This window comes from Endozoicomonas sp., assembly GCF_965196975.1.
Classification (GTDB): Bacteria; Pseudomonadota; Gammaproteobacteria; order Pseudomonadales; family Endozoicomonadaceae; genus Endozoicomonas.
In genome coordinates, this window is sequence record NZ_OZ239981.1 from 2,209,157 (window position 1) to 2,227,043 (window position 17,887).

17 protein-coding genes and 4 tRNA genes are annotated in these 17,887 nt (G+C 43.6%); 3 read left to right on the forward strand and 18 right to left on the reverse strand.

Annotated elements, in window-relative coordinates; genetic code table 11:
- Positions 1-42: 42 nt before the first annotated feature.
- The 3 genes from ACOCLE_RS09840 to ACOCLE_RS09850 all read right to left on the reverse strand — a co-directional run bounded on the left by ACOCLE_RS09840 (position 43) and on the right by ACOCLE_RS09850 (position 3,518).
- Positions 43-1,074, reverse strand: coding sequence for a hypothetical protein (locus ACOCLE_RS09840; protein ID WP_419536549.1), 1,032 nt, complete (start codon positions 1,072-1,074; stop codon positions 43-45).
- Positions 1,059-2,624 carry an ATP-dependent nuclease gene (locus tag ACOCLE_RS09845; RefSeq protein WP_419536550.1) on the reverse strand — a complete coding sequence of 522 codons (1,566 nt, stop codon included), beginning with the start codon at positions 2,622-2,624 and terminating at the stop codon, positions 1,059-1,061. The genes ACOCLE_RS09840 and ACOCLE_RS09845 overlap by 16 nt, the downstream gene beginning before the upstream one ends.
- Positions 2,625-2,717: 93 nt before the next feature.
- On the reverse strand, positions 2,718-3,518 hold the full coding sequence (locus tag ACOCLE_RS09850) for a hypothetical protein (protein WP_419536551.1): 801 nt from the start codon (positions 3,516-3,518) through the stop codon (positions 2,718-2,720).
- An 825-nt stretch (positions 3,519-4,343) separates the two neighbouring features.
- Between ACOCLE_RS09850 and ACOCLE_RS09855 the strand changes: the two genes are divergently transcribed.
- Positions 4,344-4,571, forward strand: a complete 228-nt coding sequence (locus tag ACOCLE_RS09855) for a hypothetical protein (protein WP_419536552.1) — start codon at positions 4,344-4,346, stop codon at positions 4,569-4,571.
- A 34-nt stretch (positions 4,572-4,605) separates the two neighbouring features.
- Here the strand turns inward: ACOCLE_RS09855 and ACOCLE_RS09860 are convergent, their stop codons facing one another.
- The 8 genes from ACOCLE_RS09860 to ACOCLE_RS09895 form a co-directional block, all read right to left on the reverse strand.
- Positions 4,606-5,913, reverse strand: coding sequence for a hypothetical protein (locus ACOCLE_RS09860; RefSeq protein ID WP_419536553.1), 1,308 nt, complete (start codon positions 5,911-5,913; stop codon positions 4,606-4,608).
- A 116-nt stretch (positions 5,914-6,029) separates the two neighbouring features.
- The gene (locus ACOCLE_RS09865) at positions 6,030-7,334 is read right to left on the reverse strand and encodes a zonular occludens toxin domain-containing protein (RefSeq protein ID WP_419536554.1); all 1,305 of its coding nucleotides are present in this window, start codon (positions 7,332-7,334) and stop codon (positions 6,030-6,032) included.
- 146 nt (positions 7,335-7,480) lie between these two features.
- Complete coding sequence (locus tag ACOCLE_RS09870; protein WP_020582999.1) at positions 7,481-7,792, reverse strand: DUF2523 family protein; 312 nt, start codon at positions 7,790-7,792, stop codon at positions 7,481-7,483.
- 22 nt (positions 7,793-7,814) lie between these two features.
- A complete protein-coding gene (locus ACOCLE_RS09875; protein ID WP_419536555.1) occupies positions 7,815-9,140 on the reverse strand; it encodes a virulence factor TspB C-terminal domain-related protein in 1,326 nt (441 codons plus the stop codon).
- A 129-nt stretch (positions 9,141-9,269) separates the two neighbouring features.
- Positions 9,270-9,473 carry a major capsid protein gene (locus ACOCLE_RS09880; RefSeq protein WP_419536556.1) on the reverse strand — a complete coding sequence of 68 codons (204 nt, stop codon included), beginning with the start codon at positions 9,471-9,473 and terminating at the stop codon, positions 9,270-9,272.
- A gap of 18 nt (positions 9,474-9,491) precedes the next feature.
- The gene (locus ACOCLE_RS09885; protein ID WP_419536557.1) at positions 9,492-9,704 is read right to left on the reverse strand and encodes a hypothetical protein; all 213 of its coding nucleotides are present in this window, start codon (positions 9,702-9,704) and stop codon (positions 9,492-9,494) included.
- On the reverse strand, positions 9,704-9,994 hold the full coding sequence (locus ACOCLE_RS09890; RefSeq protein ID WP_020582996.1) for a hypothetical protein: 291 nt from the start codon (positions 9,992-9,994) through the stop codon (positions 9,704-9,706). The genes ACOCLE_RS09885 and ACOCLE_RS09890 overlap by 1 nt, the downstream gene beginning before the upstream one ends.
- Positions 9,995-10,514: 520 nt before the next feature.
- A complete protein-coding gene (locus ACOCLE_RS09895; RefSeq protein ID WP_419536558.1) occupies positions 10,515-10,700 on the reverse strand; it encodes an excisionase family DNA-binding protein in 186 nt (61 codons plus the stop codon).
- A 374-nt stretch (positions 10,701-11,074) separates the two neighbouring features.
- Here ACOCLE_RS09895 and ACOCLE_RS09900 point away from each other — a divergent pair, with 374 nt between their 5' ends.
- Positions 11,075-12,088, forward strand: a complete 1,014-nt coding sequence (locus tag ACOCLE_RS09900) for a phage integrase (protein WP_419536559.1) — start codon at positions 11,075-11,077, stop codon at positions 12,086-12,088.
- Between the two features lie 33 nt (positions 12,089-12,121).
- On the opposite strand, the gene ACOCLE_RS09905 is transcribed toward ACOCLE_RS09900, so the two are convergent.
- The 5 genes from ACOCLE_RS09905 to ung all read right to left on the reverse strand — a co-directional run bounded on the left by ACOCLE_RS09905 (position 12,122) and on the right by ung (position 13,909).
- A tRNA-Ser gene (locus tag ACOCLE_RS09905) sits at positions 12,122-12,214 on the reverse strand.
- A 9-nt stretch (positions 12,215-12,223) separates the two neighbouring features.
- Positions 12,224-12,300 (reverse strand) — tRNA-Arg (locus ACOCLE_RS09910).
- Between the two features lie 62 nt (positions 12,301-12,362).
- A tRNA-Arg gene (locus ACOCLE_RS09915) sits at positions 12,363-12,439 on the reverse strand.
- 591 nt (positions 12,440-13,030) lie between these two features.
- Positions 13,031-13,107, reverse strand: a tRNA-Arg gene (locus ACOCLE_RS09920).
- Positions 13,108-13,222: 115 nt separating this feature from the next.
- On the reverse strand, positions 13,223-13,909 hold the full coding sequence (gene ung, locus ACOCLE_RS09925) for a uracil-DNA glycosylase (protein ID WP_419536560.1): 687 nt from the start codon (positions 13,907-13,909) through the stop codon (positions 13,223-13,225).
- 164 nt (positions 13,910-14,073) lie between these two features.
- Here ung and ACOCLE_RS09930 point away from each other — a divergent pair, with 164 nt between their 5' ends.
- On the forward strand, positions 14,074-15,087 hold the full coding sequence (locus ACOCLE_RS09930; protein ID WP_419536561.1) for a Ppx/GppA phosphatase family protein: 1,014 nt from the start codon (positions 14,074-14,076) through the stop codon (positions 15,085-15,087).
- Between the two features lie 97 nt (positions 15,088-15,184).
- Here ACOCLE_RS09930 and ACOCLE_RS09935 read toward each other — a convergent pair whose 3' ends face one another.
- Together ACOCLE_RS09935 and lysS are read right to left on the reverse strand one after the other, a co-directional pair.
- A complete protein-coding gene (locus tag ACOCLE_RS09935) occupies positions 15,185-15,904 on the reverse strand; it encodes a TetR/AcrR family transcriptional regulator (RefSeq protein ID WP_419536562.1) in 720 nt (239 codons plus the stop codon).
- A gap of 462 nt (positions 15,905-16,366) precedes the next feature.
- A complete protein-coding gene (gene lysS, locus ACOCLE_RS09940) occupies positions 16,367-17,872 on the reverse strand; it encodes a lysine--tRNA ligase (protein ID WP_419536563.1) in 1,506 nt (501 codons plus the stop codon).
- Positions 17,873-17,887 lie beyond the last annotated feature (15 nt).

Sequence of the window (17,887 nt, forward strand, 5' to 3'; positions counted from 1 at the left end):
TCCGTAGGGGTGACCAGGAACCACTTGTAACACGTCATTTACTCATTGTTTATGATGCTTGTATAGACTCTCGGGAACAAAGAATATATTTCTTTTGGCTCGAGTACATGCAACGTAGAATTTATTCTTTGTTTGGGGTGCCAGTTCATTTAGCTTGTTTTTTTTGTAGTGTTGCAATGTTGTAGGATTGAGAACAATGCATACATCAGAATAGCAATCGAGCCCTTTTGTTGCTCCCCAATTTTCAGTATAACCGTCATACCGCTTACTATCTCTGAAAAATAATTTTACGATATTTATATCGTAGTAAATTTCTTCAGCTAGCTTAGCTGACTGGATGAATTGAATTTGTGTCTCATCATCTCTGTGTGATTGAATTTGAATTCCTGTATTCTCAGAAACAAAATCACAAGTTGTAGGGCTACAACGATAGCTATGTGACAGCATCTCTGAATCTAATGTGTATCCTGCTTGTGTCAGTTTTTTTGTATAAGTATCAAGATTTTTGTGTATATTTGAGTTGATATTTCCATCACGACTTGTATCAAATGTATGTTGAAAAAAATCACCCACTAAAAGTAGACTTTCTATGTTTGGAGATAAATTACAAATGAAGTTGAAGTCATGACCACCAAAATCCTGCACTTCATCAAAGCACACCATGTCGAAATATTTTTCAACTCTTTCTGATACCTCTTTCATTGCATTCCACTGCTCAAGTAGCTTGGCAATTCTATTATGATAAAGTCTGCTGTTCCTATCTAAATAGAATCTAGGATCACCCCTATTCAACTTGAGAGTGAATGCGGGCGGTAAATCCCAATTTATTCCTTTTGACTTGATTTTGTTTCCTAGTAATGGCTTAAAACAAAAAGAATAAATAAAATTAAAATATGTTTGTACTCTTACACCTTTAGGTATAAATCCGATTTTATTAATAATCTTCGATTTAATGTTCTTATAGTTATTTTCTGTGTAAGTTACTATTAATACTCGCGAGCTTTCATTAATCTTGTTAATTATGTGACTGGTTTTTCCTGAACCAGCTACAGCTAAAACTACTCGTTTATCCATTCTATAGCTCGAGATAAATAATTAGGTGAATTAAGTTTATCTGCCTTTTTATCCAATAGCTCAAAAGCACAGTCTGCTTTATTTTTTAACATATACTCCAAAGCGGTGAGTTTCCTTCTGCCTGGTAGGAAAAGTTCATCACAAATCACCTGATTTTGATCATAAAAACAAATCTCAAAGGTGCTTTTATTATTGTCCTCTTCATAAAATATACTAATATTGTCACTTAAATAATCATTGTAATTCTGAGAACAATTCGACTCATAGTCACCATCATTATCCCTTACAACTGCAACACGAATATTTAAAAGTTTAGCTAAATCAAGATATCGTTTAAAACTCGTCCCACCTACAGAGATTATATGAATATCATCTTCTTCTAAATTTCTTGATGTTACTGATTCATATAGAGCGCCCATTAATATATATTCTGCATCACCTTCAACCAAAATTACTTTTGAAGAAAGTATGAATTCTAGAATATTATTGTCAGGCGCCTTCATGAAAAATTTGGCGGTATCTTCCGGTAAAGACTCAAGAGATATTGGGCTTGCACTATTACTGTTAAGCAGGATTGTATTTCTCAAATCAAGCCTTGTACTAATCAAACTATTGTGAGTTGCTACAAAGATTTGTTTTGCTTCAGAATTTGAAATTCTATTTATTAGCCTTTTCATATTCGTGTGACTGAGATGGTTCTCTGGCTCTTCAAGTAAAAGCGCATCTATATTTTGTCCATCACCGCTGCGATTAAGAGCAAATTCTGTTTTTATGAAGCATTGTCGACCTTTCCCTCTGTTTTCAAGAGCAATATCATCTTCAGTAATTGTTAAATCATTTTCAAGGCTTGATTTGCTTCCTGTTTTTACAGAGAATTGATATTTATCGACATCTTTATTTATTTGATCCAAGCTTTCTTCAACAAATTTCTTCTTCTGTAGCCTATATTCATTTCTTAATATAATTCTTTTGTTTTGTTCTGCTAGAGACTCATAAACAGTTCTTATATATTCTCTTGTCGCATACTCACTATTAATTTGAGAACTATCAATAGATAAATATTTTAAGAATTTTCGATACCCTGAATATGCCTCACCGGAGAAAGTGCTGAACTTTATACTGTAATATTCAAATGGAAAATTGCTCTCGTCTTGGTTTAGAACCTCACGAATCTCACTACCTAATTCTTCGACAGGCTCACAAACCAATTTAAGGCCATCTGATATAGTGCCATCCGTGTTATTTTTTCCACTTAGGTCAGGATTGTCTTGTTCATTAAGAAATATTTCTACATGTAGTATTGGTAAGTCACTTTCTTTTTTTTCGCCATCCAAGAATTCTTTTACAATATCTGTATTGAAGATATTTTCTAGGCCAATTGATTCCACTTTATTTTTGCTACCGCTAAGAACTAATTCAATAGCGGTTAGAATCGTGCTCTTGCCTGCCTCATTATCACCGATTAAGATATTCTTTTCTTCATGAAAGACGATTTCACTTTCTCTAAATTTCTTAAAGTTTTTCAGCTTTATCTTTTTAATCTGCTTCATCAAATACTGCCTATAAATTTTAGAGATACGGTGATGAATGTTTGTTTAGACGCGTAACGCCTAAATCAGGTGCGCCGTAGGCGAAACCTGAATTTACTTGTTATGCATCGTTGACTCAGACTTGGACAAAAATCTAGGTATAAAAGACTCAGAAAATCCAGCGATAACCATAATGAACATATAAGACCAATAGCTCTCGCTTATAAACTTAGGTGTAAGAATACCTGAGCGTATTGCAATGAAGGCAATTGCGCCAGCCATAAATGAAAGGAATATACGCTCAACACCAAGCATGAAATAATACTTTTTTGTTTTAAAATCTTCAAAGTTCAATGTTTTTGCAGTTATAAATATACTGATTCCACTGCCCAATGTTGTAGCAAGAGAAATAGTCGTTAGCTGCCAAAGAGGAGTATTTTCTATACGCAAGTCGATATTGCAATACATTAATGCAAATAGAAAAATGGTTGATATAAAAACAGGTGATAAATAAAGAGTCCGGTTTATGACTAACTCTTCATGCTCTCTTGTAATAGTTGATATTAATTCTGAGAACTCTTTCTTTCCATCTGTATCATCACTATTCAAGCATGAGGATAGAGTATGAGCAATACGATGTTTCATCATCTCAAAATTTGATGATTTTGACAGCATGCCTTTAGCTTCAATATATTTTTGTTTTACTATATTGAATCGGCTTTGTATTTTTAATTCTGCCTCGTCAGTATGCCCATCAATTAAGACCTTCAATCTATTATTTATATCATCGGTTTCAATTTCGTATATTGCATACTCATTATGTTTAGCTAGTACATTTATAATTAAGTTGTTAGACATATCTTTAGAGCCAACAGTAACTGCCTTTATGGACTCTACTACTTCACTCTTCGACAACGAATATCTCCTTTAGATGCATAACGCTTATTAGTGCGAATTCCGCGTTTCACTTTGAATATCTGCACGCACGAGTTCACTTTAAAACTTTCAACTAATTGAAAATTATAAATTTTTAATACAATAATTAATTAAGCCGTACTAGTCATGTTCTGACAAAGCGAGAATTGGTATTAATCTAGAATCAAGATTCGCCATAAAGATCCAGAGTCTAAAATTATTTATTTAAAAACATATAGTTAAATTATTTACCACTATTTATCGAGAATTGTGGAGTGCGCTATATACTCTGGAAATTTAGCAAAATCACCGATTTCTTATTATATCTGTATGCCCATACAGCAAATGGAAAGTGGTGACCCATCAGCCACACTACCGTCCATCACTTGTTCTTCTGCCTTTTACTGACATCAGGGAGCAGGGTATGAAATAGCTCAACAACAATTTTTGTGATGGAATATTTTTCGATGGTGTTAACCGTTGTCAATAAAAACGGGACTACAGTATCAAGTAAAGCAGTAGAATTAAAGGTAATCTTTACTATGCATCCATCGTCTTATACTTACAGTTAATCACTTGGCAATAAAGGCTCTGAACCGCGTTTCTATATAATGGTTCAACCTTAATCTTGACTATATACAGGGGGGGTTGAGTCTATACGTCAGGTTTATTCTGAATGCCTACCTCCTGCTGAATACCGGTAATTTTGAACAACACCAGACTTAGTCCAATAAATCTGTTGTCTCTTCGGACAAAACATTTTTTGGACACGTCCTTACCTGTCGTTCCTGGGCAAATTACATTCAGCAAACGAGGTAAAACATCATGAAAACACTCACTAACTCCATGCTTTGCACCCTGATCCATTTGACCAAAAACCAGCTTGAAACCAAGCGCCATGAAATCTCAGAACTGAGCCAATACACCACCAAGGTGATCCGCGAAAGTTATAACTCCGAAGTCGAAGAACTGGTGGCCATTCTGGAAATCCTTCACGACTTCCTGAAAAATCAGTCTTCACAGGAGCAACCGACTCGCTCTACCAAGAAGTAACAGATTGGGGTTTATCCCCTTTCTGATCCCTTATTCAGATGCTGTAACCCATTAGTATTCTTTCTTGGTAAGACTCTCGCAGTCGTTCAATCAGCTGGTTTTCTGTCGTGTTCTTTTTCTCGTAGTGCTGGGCAATATCGTCCCATATCACGCTTCCCTGTAGCTCCCTGAGCACCCTTTTAAATTTCAGTCCTTTTCTTGCACAGGCCGACAGGAGATTGCCTATATAGAGCTGGTAGTTCTTACCTGAGAAGGACGTGGCTTTCTTGTAATACCGTTTGTAATGGAGGTTGTCCTTGTAAGCGGACTCAGGGTATTTGAAGACGATATCTTCCAGCAGAATTGTCCAGATAGGGTCGAGGTAGTTACTGTTGTATTTCAGCTTGAAGGATCTCAGACCGTATTGCCAGAGTGCCTGTATATGCTTAATCACCTCAGAGTAGGTGTTCATTTTAACGCCGATTTCACCGGTTTCTTTATTACAGGTTCCCAGGGCAAATTGCTGGATCACGGAATGGTGGAATCGTACCTCAAACCGGAAGACATCAGACTCAGGATCATAACCACTGGAGCCATCATCCAGCATGGTGCTCTCCTGCCACTTGTGTTCCATGTAATCGAACTTATCAATATCCCTCGCCTGTATGGTCTTGTTGTAGATCGCCAACTGTACCGCACCCGCAGAACCGAATTTGAACGACTGGGCACGATCATAGACACAGGAGACATCGGAAACGGTGAATTCCGCTTTATCAATCCCGAAGTAGTTGGAGACCCGTCTGGATTTACAGGTCATTCGTTCTGATAGGTCGTTATCCGGTTTCCAGCCCTGTACGTCTACCGCCAGATGAATAGCGGGATAATGGGGTTCAGCACATCGCAGTACTTTCTTTGCTATATTCGCCAGGAACTGATCCACCTTTTTGGGAGATCTGTTATCCAGGAACCACGGCGAACATTCGATTTTCAGATGAGAGCCAATGGATTCCGCCCTGGAGTGGAACATTTTGCAGAAAATAATGACTCCCAGTTGATTGTTCTGGAGCCGATACTGATAACCCGATGCCTTACCACTTTTTCCCAATATCCAGTCGTGGCCGACGAAGCGAAAGGTTTTCTCCCCAACACTCAGTGAGCCCTCAATGTCCGTCAGGAAGTCCAGATTCATGGCACCCTTGAACAGTTGTCGCAAGGTATCCACATAGGTTCCGACAATCTGGAAGTTCTCAAGGTAGAGATCCTGCACTTTCCCGAATTTGGGATGAACAAACATGAGTCCCTTATCTTGTTGATTTGTGGTTTTACCATCCGCTGATGGTTCATAACGATCCAAATGTTTCATATAAAAAATCCTTTTTATAACTTTTTGTTTTTCACTACCCTTTTTTAATGACGTGCTACAGGAACGTCCGCCTGTGCGGGCTGCGCTGCGCGTGTCAGCCTCGCACAGTGCCTGGCTCAGAGTTCGTCATAGGGTGCAATCTCTCTTTTCTGGCTGCGGCGACTGTTTCGGTCGTGTCGTTTATCCGAGAGGGTTTCGTCAAAGTAGCCATTGCGGACAATGGCCTTGCACAGGTAGTCCGGTACATCCATGCGAGTGACCCGCTGTGAGTAACAGATGCAGACTTCCTGTGCGGTTCCCTCCCGCCAGAGCACACAGTTCTGTGGTTTGGGAAAAGAACGGGGTTTGGTCAGGTGATCGTAGACCGGTGCCGTATGAGCCATGCCGGTGATCCTCGGCTTGCGCTCTTGCAGATACTGTTCACGGCTTTGAGGCTCGGTGTCAGCAACCGGCAGCAGAGAACCGGAGGGTTCTGGTGCCGGTGCGGCTTCGCCTTGTTGATCAGGGGTAAGCGTGGTGTAGCCGAGATAGAGTGCAAAACCGACAGCACCGAGCAGTATCGGGATCAGCCAGATCACCGGCGGAAGGCTCAGCTTGTGCGTGTGCTCAAAGGCCGAGAAGTAGACCCCAAAGTATTTCTTAGGCTTGCCGGTGACGGACTTGCGCCCTTCTTTCTTGGCAAAGTGATCATCAGGATCAACGCACTTGTCCCAGGTGTATCGGGTGACTTTGGAGGAGCCCCAGAAATTGAAGTAGTGGGTATGGTGCCCGCACAGTCTTCTCAGGTGGACATCGAGAAAGTTCGGATGCTGGGTGATTAAGATGACATCAAAGCTGTCATGGCGATGCTTCTCGAAGCGTGACGCATACAAAGGAACTTTGTCTTTGCCGGAGCGCACTGGAAAGAACTCCTGAGCCTCATCAATGACCAGCACCGAGTAGCCTTGCAAGTCATACCATTGGTGAGGATCAGGAAAGTGCGTCCAGTGCAGGTTCAGATGCTCGAAGTCCTTGAAAGTGAGTTCCACACCTTCAGGAGCGTTCTTCTCGATCTCTGAAACCTTCTGCACCTGTGCAGCGGGATAACAGACTTTAACCCACTTCAGCCATTGCCTCAGTGGGTCGTGTTGCTGAAAAGCCTGTTCCAGAAACGGCGCATCCTTCAGTTCCACAAATCGCTTCTGTTCATGGATCGGTTGAATCATGGGGGTGATGACGGACTTCTGATTCTTGGTCAGCGATGGGAGATAGATGTCGTAGAAAAACGCCTGAAAGGTCTGGCACTGCTGATAGTCCAGCAGGTTCAGTTTGATGTTGTTGTAGAACTTGGGTCTGCCAGCGTATTTCTTATCGGTGCAGACGGTTTTGAAGCAGTTCAGGCTTTTGCTGGCACCTGGTCTGCCGGTAATGAAGTGAAGCATCGCACGTGTCCCTTTTCTCCTGTGGTCATCCTGCGGATTGTTAATGGCTGTTGGTTTTGGGTTCCGCAGGAAACCGAGTTCTTTTCAAGAAAAGAACACCGTTTCCAGCGGCTCAATAGACAGCGTTAACAACCCGTGGTTCAGGACTAGCCACCAAAGCCTTTCCAGAAGGAAACGCTTTGTTTTGGCCGTCCGTTAAAATAGGAGACACCCTTGATCACCATGATGACGGTGATAAACGACAATGCGATATTGACCGCTTTGGGGATACCGAGAAGAGAAAGCATCTGGAACATGGCCACTGGCATACCATCAAAATTGGCCTGAATCTGCTCGCCCAGATAATCCACCATGATGTCCAACCCGAAATAAGTGACCACGCCTACCCCAAGCCCCCGCAGCAATAGCCATGCAATGGGGACAATGGTGGAAACAATGAAAGTCAGTATGTAGCCCATGATATTCCCCTATTCCTTTTGTTTAACCAGAGCCTAGTGACTTGGCCAATATCACCGCCATTGAGAACCAGGTGGCGAAGAGAATGAACCATGAGATATAGGAAGCCAGGTCACATAATGGAGTCAGGGCAAATTCAAACTCAGCACCGAGAACGGTAAAGCTGATTGGATCGGGACATTGGTTATCCGACGTGACGTATTCTTCAGTATCCAGAAAGTCTTCAACATGGATTTCCAACGTATCCCCCGGTAATGATCCCAAGGGAGTCATGTTTGGGTTGTTGCTGATGATGGAACTGATTTCACCGTCGTTATATTCCGAGAGGCACAACTGCTTCTTCTCCATTCGAGCAATGGCGCACTGGATGGCATCACCGGAACAGGTCACTTCTTTATCGCATTCAAAGCCAGAGAATGCTGATTTGGGGTTGTCGCTTTCTGCCTGTTTCTCAGCCTGTTGGCGAATGCCGGTTTCTTTGACAATGTGTTGAACGGTTTGGGCTTCAGGCGAGTTATCCGTGAGATCCTGCTGATCGAGAATATCATCCGTTGAATTGCCATTGGCATTACCACCATTGGCAGGATGATCAACAGAGTTGGGATCAACAACATCGCCTTCAGGGTAGGTGCAAAGGTATTCACCATTGACGTATTGGCAGTTGCTGTAGGCATTCTTTTCGAAGCAGACCACTTCACCATTAAAGGTTCCACAGTTGAACAGGTCTTCCCGTGTTTCATTATCAATGCAGACAGGAACCCCATTTACCAGCTTGCAGGTCTGGTCAGCACTGATGCACACCTGAGTATTGCCATCAGAACGGCAAGGCAGTTCATCTTCATTGATTTCGGTGTATTCACTGACACCGGCAAGCTGGGCAGTTTCTTCATTACCGGTACAGGAGCCACCTGTCGGAATGTATTCATAGGCAATTGGAGACAACAGGTTGTCATAGTCCCGAAAGCCACCCAGCGAGGTATAGCTGCACTGGTTATAACAGGCGGTTTGCGCATTAGTGGAACTGGTGACTGGTTTTGCATCAAGGCAGACTTCAGGATCAGCGGGGATCTCACCGTACTTGCCATGATAACGGTCAAGCAGTCGATGACCAGAAGTGGTGCAGTTTAATGCCAGATTGTTAAGCCAGGTTGCACGGCCAAATTCTTCATACGTCATACAATCAGCAACCACTGCACTTTTGGAACCATCAGGTACTATGCGCCCATTTTCAGACTCCCAATAGTCTGGGCCAGCCAAAGCCAGAACAGGAATAAAGGTGAAAATAAGCGTTGCGATTTTCATGGCCGCATGACCCAGACAGCCATCAGGACAACCAGTACATAGAACCATCCATAGTCTGGAACCCACACTGCACCATCATCCTTGGTTAAAGATGCCGGCAATTAATGCCAGCATACCGTCCATCCCTGGACATAAAGACGGGAGGACGAACCTCCCGCCAACCCATGCAAGCAAGTCTCAGCCGAAAATCGCGCCTTTGACCCACTTGAACACCACGGCAAGTGCCGCCACACCAATCAACGCAGTCCCCACAGCGGTAATCGCTGTCGAGCCATCGGTTGAAATGGCAGTAGTGGCTGCTGACACATCAATCTCGGCAAAGGCACTGGATGCCAGTGCTGAAGTTGTCAGCAGGAGTACAAGGTGTTTTAGCTTCTTCATGGCTAATCTCCTTGTTGGTTAACGTAATTGACGAAGAATCAGGGCAAAGATAAATCCAATGACCAGCAGCAGGAGAGTTGCGCTGATCAGGGCATCTGCCTGTTCTTTCGTCAGCCCATTCGATGCAGGGATCGCCTGCACCTCTTCAAGCGTGATGGTGGCGGACTCACCGGAGCAGGTAATCTGCCCTTCTGAGTCCGAACTAAAGCCATCACACAGAAGCAGTTGCATTATTTAACCGCCTTTTCTAATGCCGGTTTTTTAATACCAAGAATCTTGATAGAGATTCGTTGTTTTGAACCGGACATTACCTTGGTTCGAAACTCATACGGCTTTAAGGGTTGCAGTGATTGAAAATCAACGAGCTTTTCATAATCAGAACTGCAAATCATGACATCCAAACCAAAAATATTGGGATCATCATCCTCACCCGTTCCGGAAAGAAAAACTTTTAAGTAGCGCGAGCTTTCAAACTCGGTAACTTTAGCTCCCAGGTAGAGAGCTTTAACGGTGGTTTCCATTTTTTATTTTCTCCTTTTTTGGTTCACCTGAATTGAATTAAATACACAGATTTCCAAATGTGCAATAAGTGAAAATAAACTTTCTAATACTGACCTATAACCACTTAAAACAACCAAAATGAATTTTTAATTTTTGCTTTGGAGCCTTGCCATTATGCTTTCAATTTTTTTGTGGCGATGGGGAAAATCGCCAAAAAAAGTGAAGCACAATGGCATCCAAAGCAATAATTAAAATTCATTGCTTTGATCGTTTATTGGATTCCTCAACATCCAGAAACCAGACGGAGTTTTCTGATTGAATGTAACGGGCATATTCAACCCATGACAGGGTATTGCAGAATATATACGGTAAATCAGCCTGAAGCTGCAAAGCCTCATCTACTTGCTGGGAAAGTCTTTCTGTGGAATCGTGCGTTTGCTTCCTGCGTCCTCGCTTCAAAAAAAGGCTCTCTAAAAACAGGTAAGACCATGTATTTAAAGCTATAATTACTGATATTTAAGAGTATTTAGGCAGTAAGTATCAGTCATCATCTTCGAGCTTTGCTTTCAACTTACGGATATCGATCAAACGACGTTTTCCCATTTTCACTGTGGGAATTCTATTGTCCTTTATCCAGGTTCGCACTGTTTCAGCAGATACCCCCACGCGCTGAGCAAAGGATTCTACTGACTGTATGAAGTATTCACTGTCATTGGGCTCTGTCATAGATAAACGATCCATGTTGATTAGAGGAAATAATATGAATACATAATCAATTTTTAAAAATCAACATCTTTTTTTAATAAAAAACGACCTTAAAAACATCCATAAAGAGTTTAAGTATATGCAGCGTATATACATGGCATATCTAAAAGATATACCCAACATATGTTTTGCTATCAAAAATCAATCCTAGACCTTTTAAATAAAAATAAAAAATAAAACTGCTATCAAAAACCAATCATAAATTCATGTCTGCATATGCAGACAAATATAAAAATAAATCAATTGCAATTAATTTAGACTCATCCAACAATATGAAACATTCCATAAGAAAGTGGGTTTCATAGAACCATCACAAGTTCACACAATAGAAAGACATGTCTATCAAAAAAATAAACAACCAATGGAAAATTGATTTCAGGATTGGCAGCAAACGCTATCGTCATACCGCAAAGACAAAACTTGAGTGTATCCAGTTTCGGGATAAGTGCATTGCGGATAAAGATAAAGAAGCGCCAGAAAAGGATGACCGAACACTCAGAGAGCTTATCGATATCTGGTATGAAGCCAGAGGTGTTGAGCTGGCCGACAATGAAAGGACACTGAAGAACCTGATCCGTTTTTGTGAGGTAATGGGTAATCCGATAGCCAAAGAAGTCACCGCAAGGGACTGGCATAGATATAAGCAGAAGAAGCGAGAGGCAGGTATCGGAGACAAGACGCTCAATAACATGCTGGGCTATATAAATGCGGTCTATAACTTCCTGAGTAGGAACGCCATCATTGGCTACCCTAACCCCTTTCAGCCCGTAGACAAGATTCGTATCCACGAGAAGGAGCTTGTCTTCCTGAGCAATGAAGAGATTCAGCTGCTGTTTGAAGACATCAGGAAGAACTGCAAAAGCCGCCATGTAATGATGATCACCAAGATTTGCCTGTCTACCGGTGCTCGCTGGGGAGAGATCGAGAGCCGGAAGGATCACCACTTCAAGAACAATCAGGTTTACCTGACCTACACCAAGTCCAAGAAGAACCGGATTATCCCGCTAGACGAAGCATTGTTCCTGGAGGTGAAACAACACATCAGGGAGAAAGGCGAGTTCACTAACTGCCAGGAATCGTTCAGGAGGGCTTTACTGCGCTCTGGAGTCAGAACGGTTCGAGGACAGGCCAGCCATGTTCTACGCCATACCTTTGCCAGCCACTTTATGATGAACGGCGGAAACATTCGGGTACTGCAAAGCATCCTCGGTCACGCTGACATCAAGATGACCATGAAATACGCAAAATTCAGCAAAGAACACTTAAACGACGCCGTTAGACTAAATCCATTAAGCAAAATGGACACATCTTGGACACTTAAGGAAAAACTAGAAATCGTGGAGAATTAAGAAGAGGAAAAACAAGGAGTTAGGAAGGATATATGGCGGTGAGGGAGGGATTCGAACCCTCGATACGGCTACAAACCGTATACTCCCTTAGCAGGGGAGCGCCTTCAGCCTCTCGGCCACCTCACCGTTTCAAAATGGCGCGCTCGGGAGGATTCGAACCTCCGACCGCCTGGTTCGTAGCCAGGTACTCTATCCAGCTGAGCTACGAGCGCGTTGTTTGAAGCGACGTGAAAGATATTTGAATCTTTTTGATTCGTCAATCTTTTTGTTGACTTGGCGCGCTCGGGAGGATTCGAACCTCCGACCGCCTGGTTCGTAGCCAGGTACTCTATCCAGCTGAGCTACGAGCGCCCTGCGTCAACGGAGGCAAACTATAGAGATTTCATTAGGTTGAGTCAAACTCGGTTTTTACTGATCCTGTAAAACAAATACTCAGGTACCAGGTTTCATTTCCTTGAGCGCTACTCTTTATATACTCAGGCCAACGTGCCGGTTTCTCCCAGACTGCCACCCAAATGCTCAGGTGTTCCATGCCTTTATAAGCCAACACACTTTCCGAAACATAGACAGGCTGGGCCAATCCATAACGTCATCAAAAACGTGAGCAGTAACCATGATCCAAGAAGACGAAACAGGGAACCCTGACGATTTGAGTTAACCAGAGCATCAAGCAGTGCTGATCTTAAGAATACGGCTGTGTAATCATCGTAGCTGCGAACAACCGGATGAAATCGATGCCAGAGCATCGCGGTTTGATGAGCCATACCGGGTCTATTTGTTGCCCCGGTTGTGGCGAGTCATTACAACGCAGAACGGGCATCGACATCACCATACCCATAGGGCACAGGCGACGTCGTTCGAAAGTTCAATTGATACCGCATGCGCAGGGAGGGAACAGCAAATTTCAGGCATAAAAAAACGGCAGATGAACTGCCGTTGATATGGCGCGCTCGGGAGGATTCGAACCTCCGACCGCCTGGTTCGTAGCCAGGTACTCTATCCAGCTGAGCTACGAGCGCGTATGTGCTGAAGAAACATTGGGCTTAACGTGAAAACCCCGCCTTCATTCAGTGGCGTGGATCTTACATAAACCGATGTTCTATGTACAGCATTAATAGAACAAAATATCACCAGTTAATTGATGGGTGGCAGTTGCCAGTCTATGGGCTCTATTCCATGACTGCACAGATAGTCATTACTCTTTGAGAAAGGCCTGCTGCCAAAGAAGCCTCGATAAGCAGAAAGCGGTGAAGGGTGTACTGATTTCAGAACCAGGTGTTTACGGGTATCAATAAACCGGCCTTTTTTCTGTGCATAGCTGCCCCATAAAATAAAGACAATATGCTCCCTCTGCTCATTTAAAGCGGCAACAACCTGGTCGGTAAACTCCTCCCATCCCCTGCCCTGATGAGATGCTGCCTGCTTGTGCTCGACAGTCAATACGCTGTTCAACAGTAACACGCCCTGCCGGGCCCAGTGCTCCAGGAAGCCATGGCTTGCCGGTGGAATGCCCAGATCGGACTCCAGCTCTTTATACATGTTGACCAGTGAGGGAGGAATGGCGATTTCCGGGTGTACAGAGAAGCTTAAGCCATGCGCCTGACCAGGCCCGTGATAAGGATCCTGCCCAAGGATTACCACTTTCACCTGTTCAAAGGGCGTGAGATCCATAGCCCGAAAGTATTCCCCACCCCTGGGGTAAATCATCTTTCCCTGGGCTTTTTCATTTTGAAGAAAGCGGCGAAGCGCCTGCATATACTCTTTGGTAAATTCATCCTGAAGCATCGCTTTCCAGGAAGGTTCTAATCGAATGTCCGGCATTTTATGGCTTCAAACCTCCACCTGGATTCTATGATGCTGACAAAAAATTTACCTCTAACAGCAGAAGAGCCGACTACACTCTCTGCCACTGGATGCACTTTAGCACAAGTACTTCTCTTCTAATAACCACAATAAATAGCCATTTTCCGGACTGCACTATAACAATGTTTTTTTCCACAAAAGCACGCGTCAAAGCCACCTCTTTTGTAATACTGGCATTATCGAGCCAATCTGTTTTTGCAGAGCTGGAACGAAGAATGTCTATCGAAATCGATGCAAATACCGTTCACTTTGCAATTGCTGATGTTAATTCAAAAACCGATAAAATCTATCGGCATCTGGATTATGGCTCACTTGAAGCGGGCTTTTATGATGACCTTTCTGCCAGTGATAATCGATTCTACAGTAAATGCATGTTCAAAAAAGCTCAGGAAATTTTCCAAAAACTCCGGACCAGGCAAGAGCACTTCAGCGCTGTAAAAGTAAGAGCCATTGCCACTGAAACATTTCGCGATGCTCACAATGCTGAAGAGCTGGTCCAGAAAGTACGACGAACATCAGGTATTGATATTAAAATCCTGTCCCCTGAGGAAGAAGACAGAATGGATTTTTTCTCAGCATTCACTGTTACCCATGACACTGAAATGCCGGTGGTATGGGATATTGGGAAAGAAAGCTTTCAACTTATTATTGCAGACCATGAATCAGGCCCATTCGCCTACAAGGGAGAGTTTGGCTCAGTCAATTTTATGGACTACCTGAAGCAGGTTGTCCAAAAAAAGGAGGCCATACCCAATACTCAACTGTACCCGATATCGGCTGAAGAGATTAATGCCGGCATTGATTTTGCCCGTTTCCTTGCGCGAAAAACCCCTCGCCTGATCAGGCGAGAATTAAAGAAAGATAACATTAAGGTCACAGCCATTGGCTCTGTATTTCAGGAAAGCGTAGCCACTCAAATAGCCAATAAAAGAAATACGATAGATAAAATTCAGGTAAACAAATTTATAAAAGAACGGGAAAAAAACAATGGCCTATCCAATAAAGACAAGGATGTAAGCCTTGCTAACGCCATACTGGTTTTGGGATTCATGGAAGAGCTTGGAATGGAAACACTCGACATTTCAGATCACAACAGCACTCTAGGAATGCTTGAATTCCCTCTCTTCTGGCATTAGAACTCCCTTTCAATCACTCTCTTCATCATCGCCGGGTCGCCTTATTAAAGACGATCCCGTGAAGCAAGGACAACAGCATCAAGACTGTTTTTTATAATCAGTGATAAACACCAAGCATCAGTTCAATCTGGCGCTTCAACATTGCCCGCAATCCTACAAGGCTTTCCCCTTCATAGCCCGATACGAGTCCTTGATACTCAACCTGTAGAATGATGCTGCCAAAAAGTTTGGCATCAATATCTGGATGGCTTGAGCCAATTTTGGAGAAGAAGGTCTCAAGACTGTCCAGAAAGAATCTCTGGTGACTGAAAGCGATGGGCCGAAGATTTTCATTCCGAAGGCATTCCTGCTGGAAAGCTCTTTCCGCAATCAGGTAATCACTGTGCTCCCTCAGCTGAACCAGAACATACTCAATGGCCAGGTCAGTAATACGCTCAGCAAAGATCTGCCGACTGGCCGAATCTGAAGGATCCAGCTCGCTCATTGCCGTTTTCAACATACTGTCAGACTCTTCCCAGTATGCCTTGAACTTCTGAGCCCCCATCTCCACAAACAGAGTAAAGGTATCAGTAATCAGATCGGTAATGTCTTTGAAATAGTAGGTGGTTGCAGAAAGAGGGACATTAGCTTCCTTAGCAACAGCACGATGGCGGACACCCCGAACTCCATCTCTGACAACAATTCTTAATGCCGCTTCCAGAATTGTGCGGCGACGCTGTTCACTGTTTGCACGACTGGTTTTACGTCCCTGATATTTCAATTCCATACCGCCGACGAGCTTACCAGAACCGTTCGAATCTTCTGATGGGAAATCCATTGTTGAAACCATATTACGACTGCCTTACTGTTGCCTGATTGTTTTATAGAGTTCGTCCAGTACCATCGCTTGAACATGCATCTTAGTACAGAAATCATCCATCTGTCCGGAAACCTGTACCAATTATGTTCAGAAAAATCGAACGTTCACGTTTCGCCTCTGATATCCATATAGCCGATTAGACAGAGCGACTGGCGACTCTCAGGCTTCACCAGTAAAGCGCATCAACTCAAATTCAGGTTCCATACCTCAGATAATATATGAGCAGGCCAAGGCCTGCTCATACGATAGATCCTGAATTATCAGCATCCCAGAGAGTAACCGAGAAAAGATTAGTGTGTAACTAATAATATTCCATCAAAGCTGTAGATTTACGCATACCTTATGTAAACGATGACCTACCTCGTTGATGTAACCAGTCAGCCAGCACACATATACACACGGCCACTCCCAGCATCAATGTTATTGAGGACGCATATGAGGGAATAACAACACGTCTCTGATTGATGGCGCATCCGTAAATAGCATTACCAGACGGTCAATACCAATACCCTCTCCGGCTGTCGGAGGCAAACCATATTCAAGAGCATTGATGTAGTCCGCATCGTAATGCATCGCCTCATCATCCCCGGCATCCTTCTCGGCTACCTGTTGTCTGAAGCGCTCTGCCTGGTCTTCTGAATCATTCAACTCAGAGAAGCCATTGGCGATTTCGCGACCACCCACAAAGAACTCAAAGCGCTCGGTAACAAAGGGGTTGTCGTCATTTTTACGGGACAGAGGCGACACTTCTGTTGGATAATCAGTGATGAAGGTAGGGTTTAGCAGATGATGCTCAACCGTCTCATCAAAAATTTCCATCTGAACCTTGCCAAGCCCCCAGATTGGCTTCACATCAATGCCTAACTTTCCGGCAACCTGAGTAGCAGACTCAAGATTATCAATGTCAGAAGCATCAAGGTCCGGGTTAAAATGCAAGATAGACTCGAAAACCGACATCCGCGCAAACGGCTTGCCAAAATCAATCATCTGCCCCTGGTACTCGAACTCAGTTTTACCCAGAACGTCCTGAGCCAGCTGTTTCAGCATAGCTTCAGTATGATCCATCATGTCGGTGTAATCCGCATAAGCCTGATAGAATTCGATCATTGTGAATTCCGGGTTATGTCTAGTAGACAGCCCCTCATTGCGGAAGTTCCGGTTAATCTCAAATACCCGTTCAAAACCACCAACGACCACACGCTTCAGATAAAGTTCCGGAGCGATACGAAGGTACATGTCGATATCCAGAGCATTGTGGTGGGTAACAAATGGTCTGGCCGTAGCACCACCCGGAATCACCTGTAGCATCGGTGTTTCTACTTCCATGAAGTCCTGGCCCAGGAAGTAGTTACGAATGCCCTGAATAATTCTGGAACGAATGCGGAAGGTTTCCCGGGATTGCTCACTGGTAATCAGATCAACATAACGCTGGCGATAACGCTGCTCGGTATCGGTCAGTCCTTTATGCTTTTCAGGCAATGGGCGCAGAGACTTGGTCAGCAGACGGACATCACTCATATCGACGTAAAGATCACCTTTACCGGAGCGCTGAACGGTACCTTCTACGCCAATAATATCACCCAGATCCCAGGTCTTGATGGCTTCCAGTGTCTCCTTCGGCAACTGTTTGCGATTCACATAAAGCTGGATACGACCGGACATATCCTGCAGTTCCATGAATGCGCCGCGGTTCAGCATGATCCGGCCAGCCACTTTAACGGGGTGGTTCAGGCCTTCCAGAGCCGCCTTATCATGATCCTTGAACTGCTCCTGAAGATCACCAGCAAGCGCATCACGACGGAATTTATTGGGAAATGCCACACCCTTCTCGCGAATAGCCGCCAGTTTTTCCCGGCGCAGGGCAACCAGTCGGTTCTCTTCCTGAGCCTCAGTAGCCCTTTCCTCTAACAACTGTTCTTCAGACATAAGATGATCTTCCAA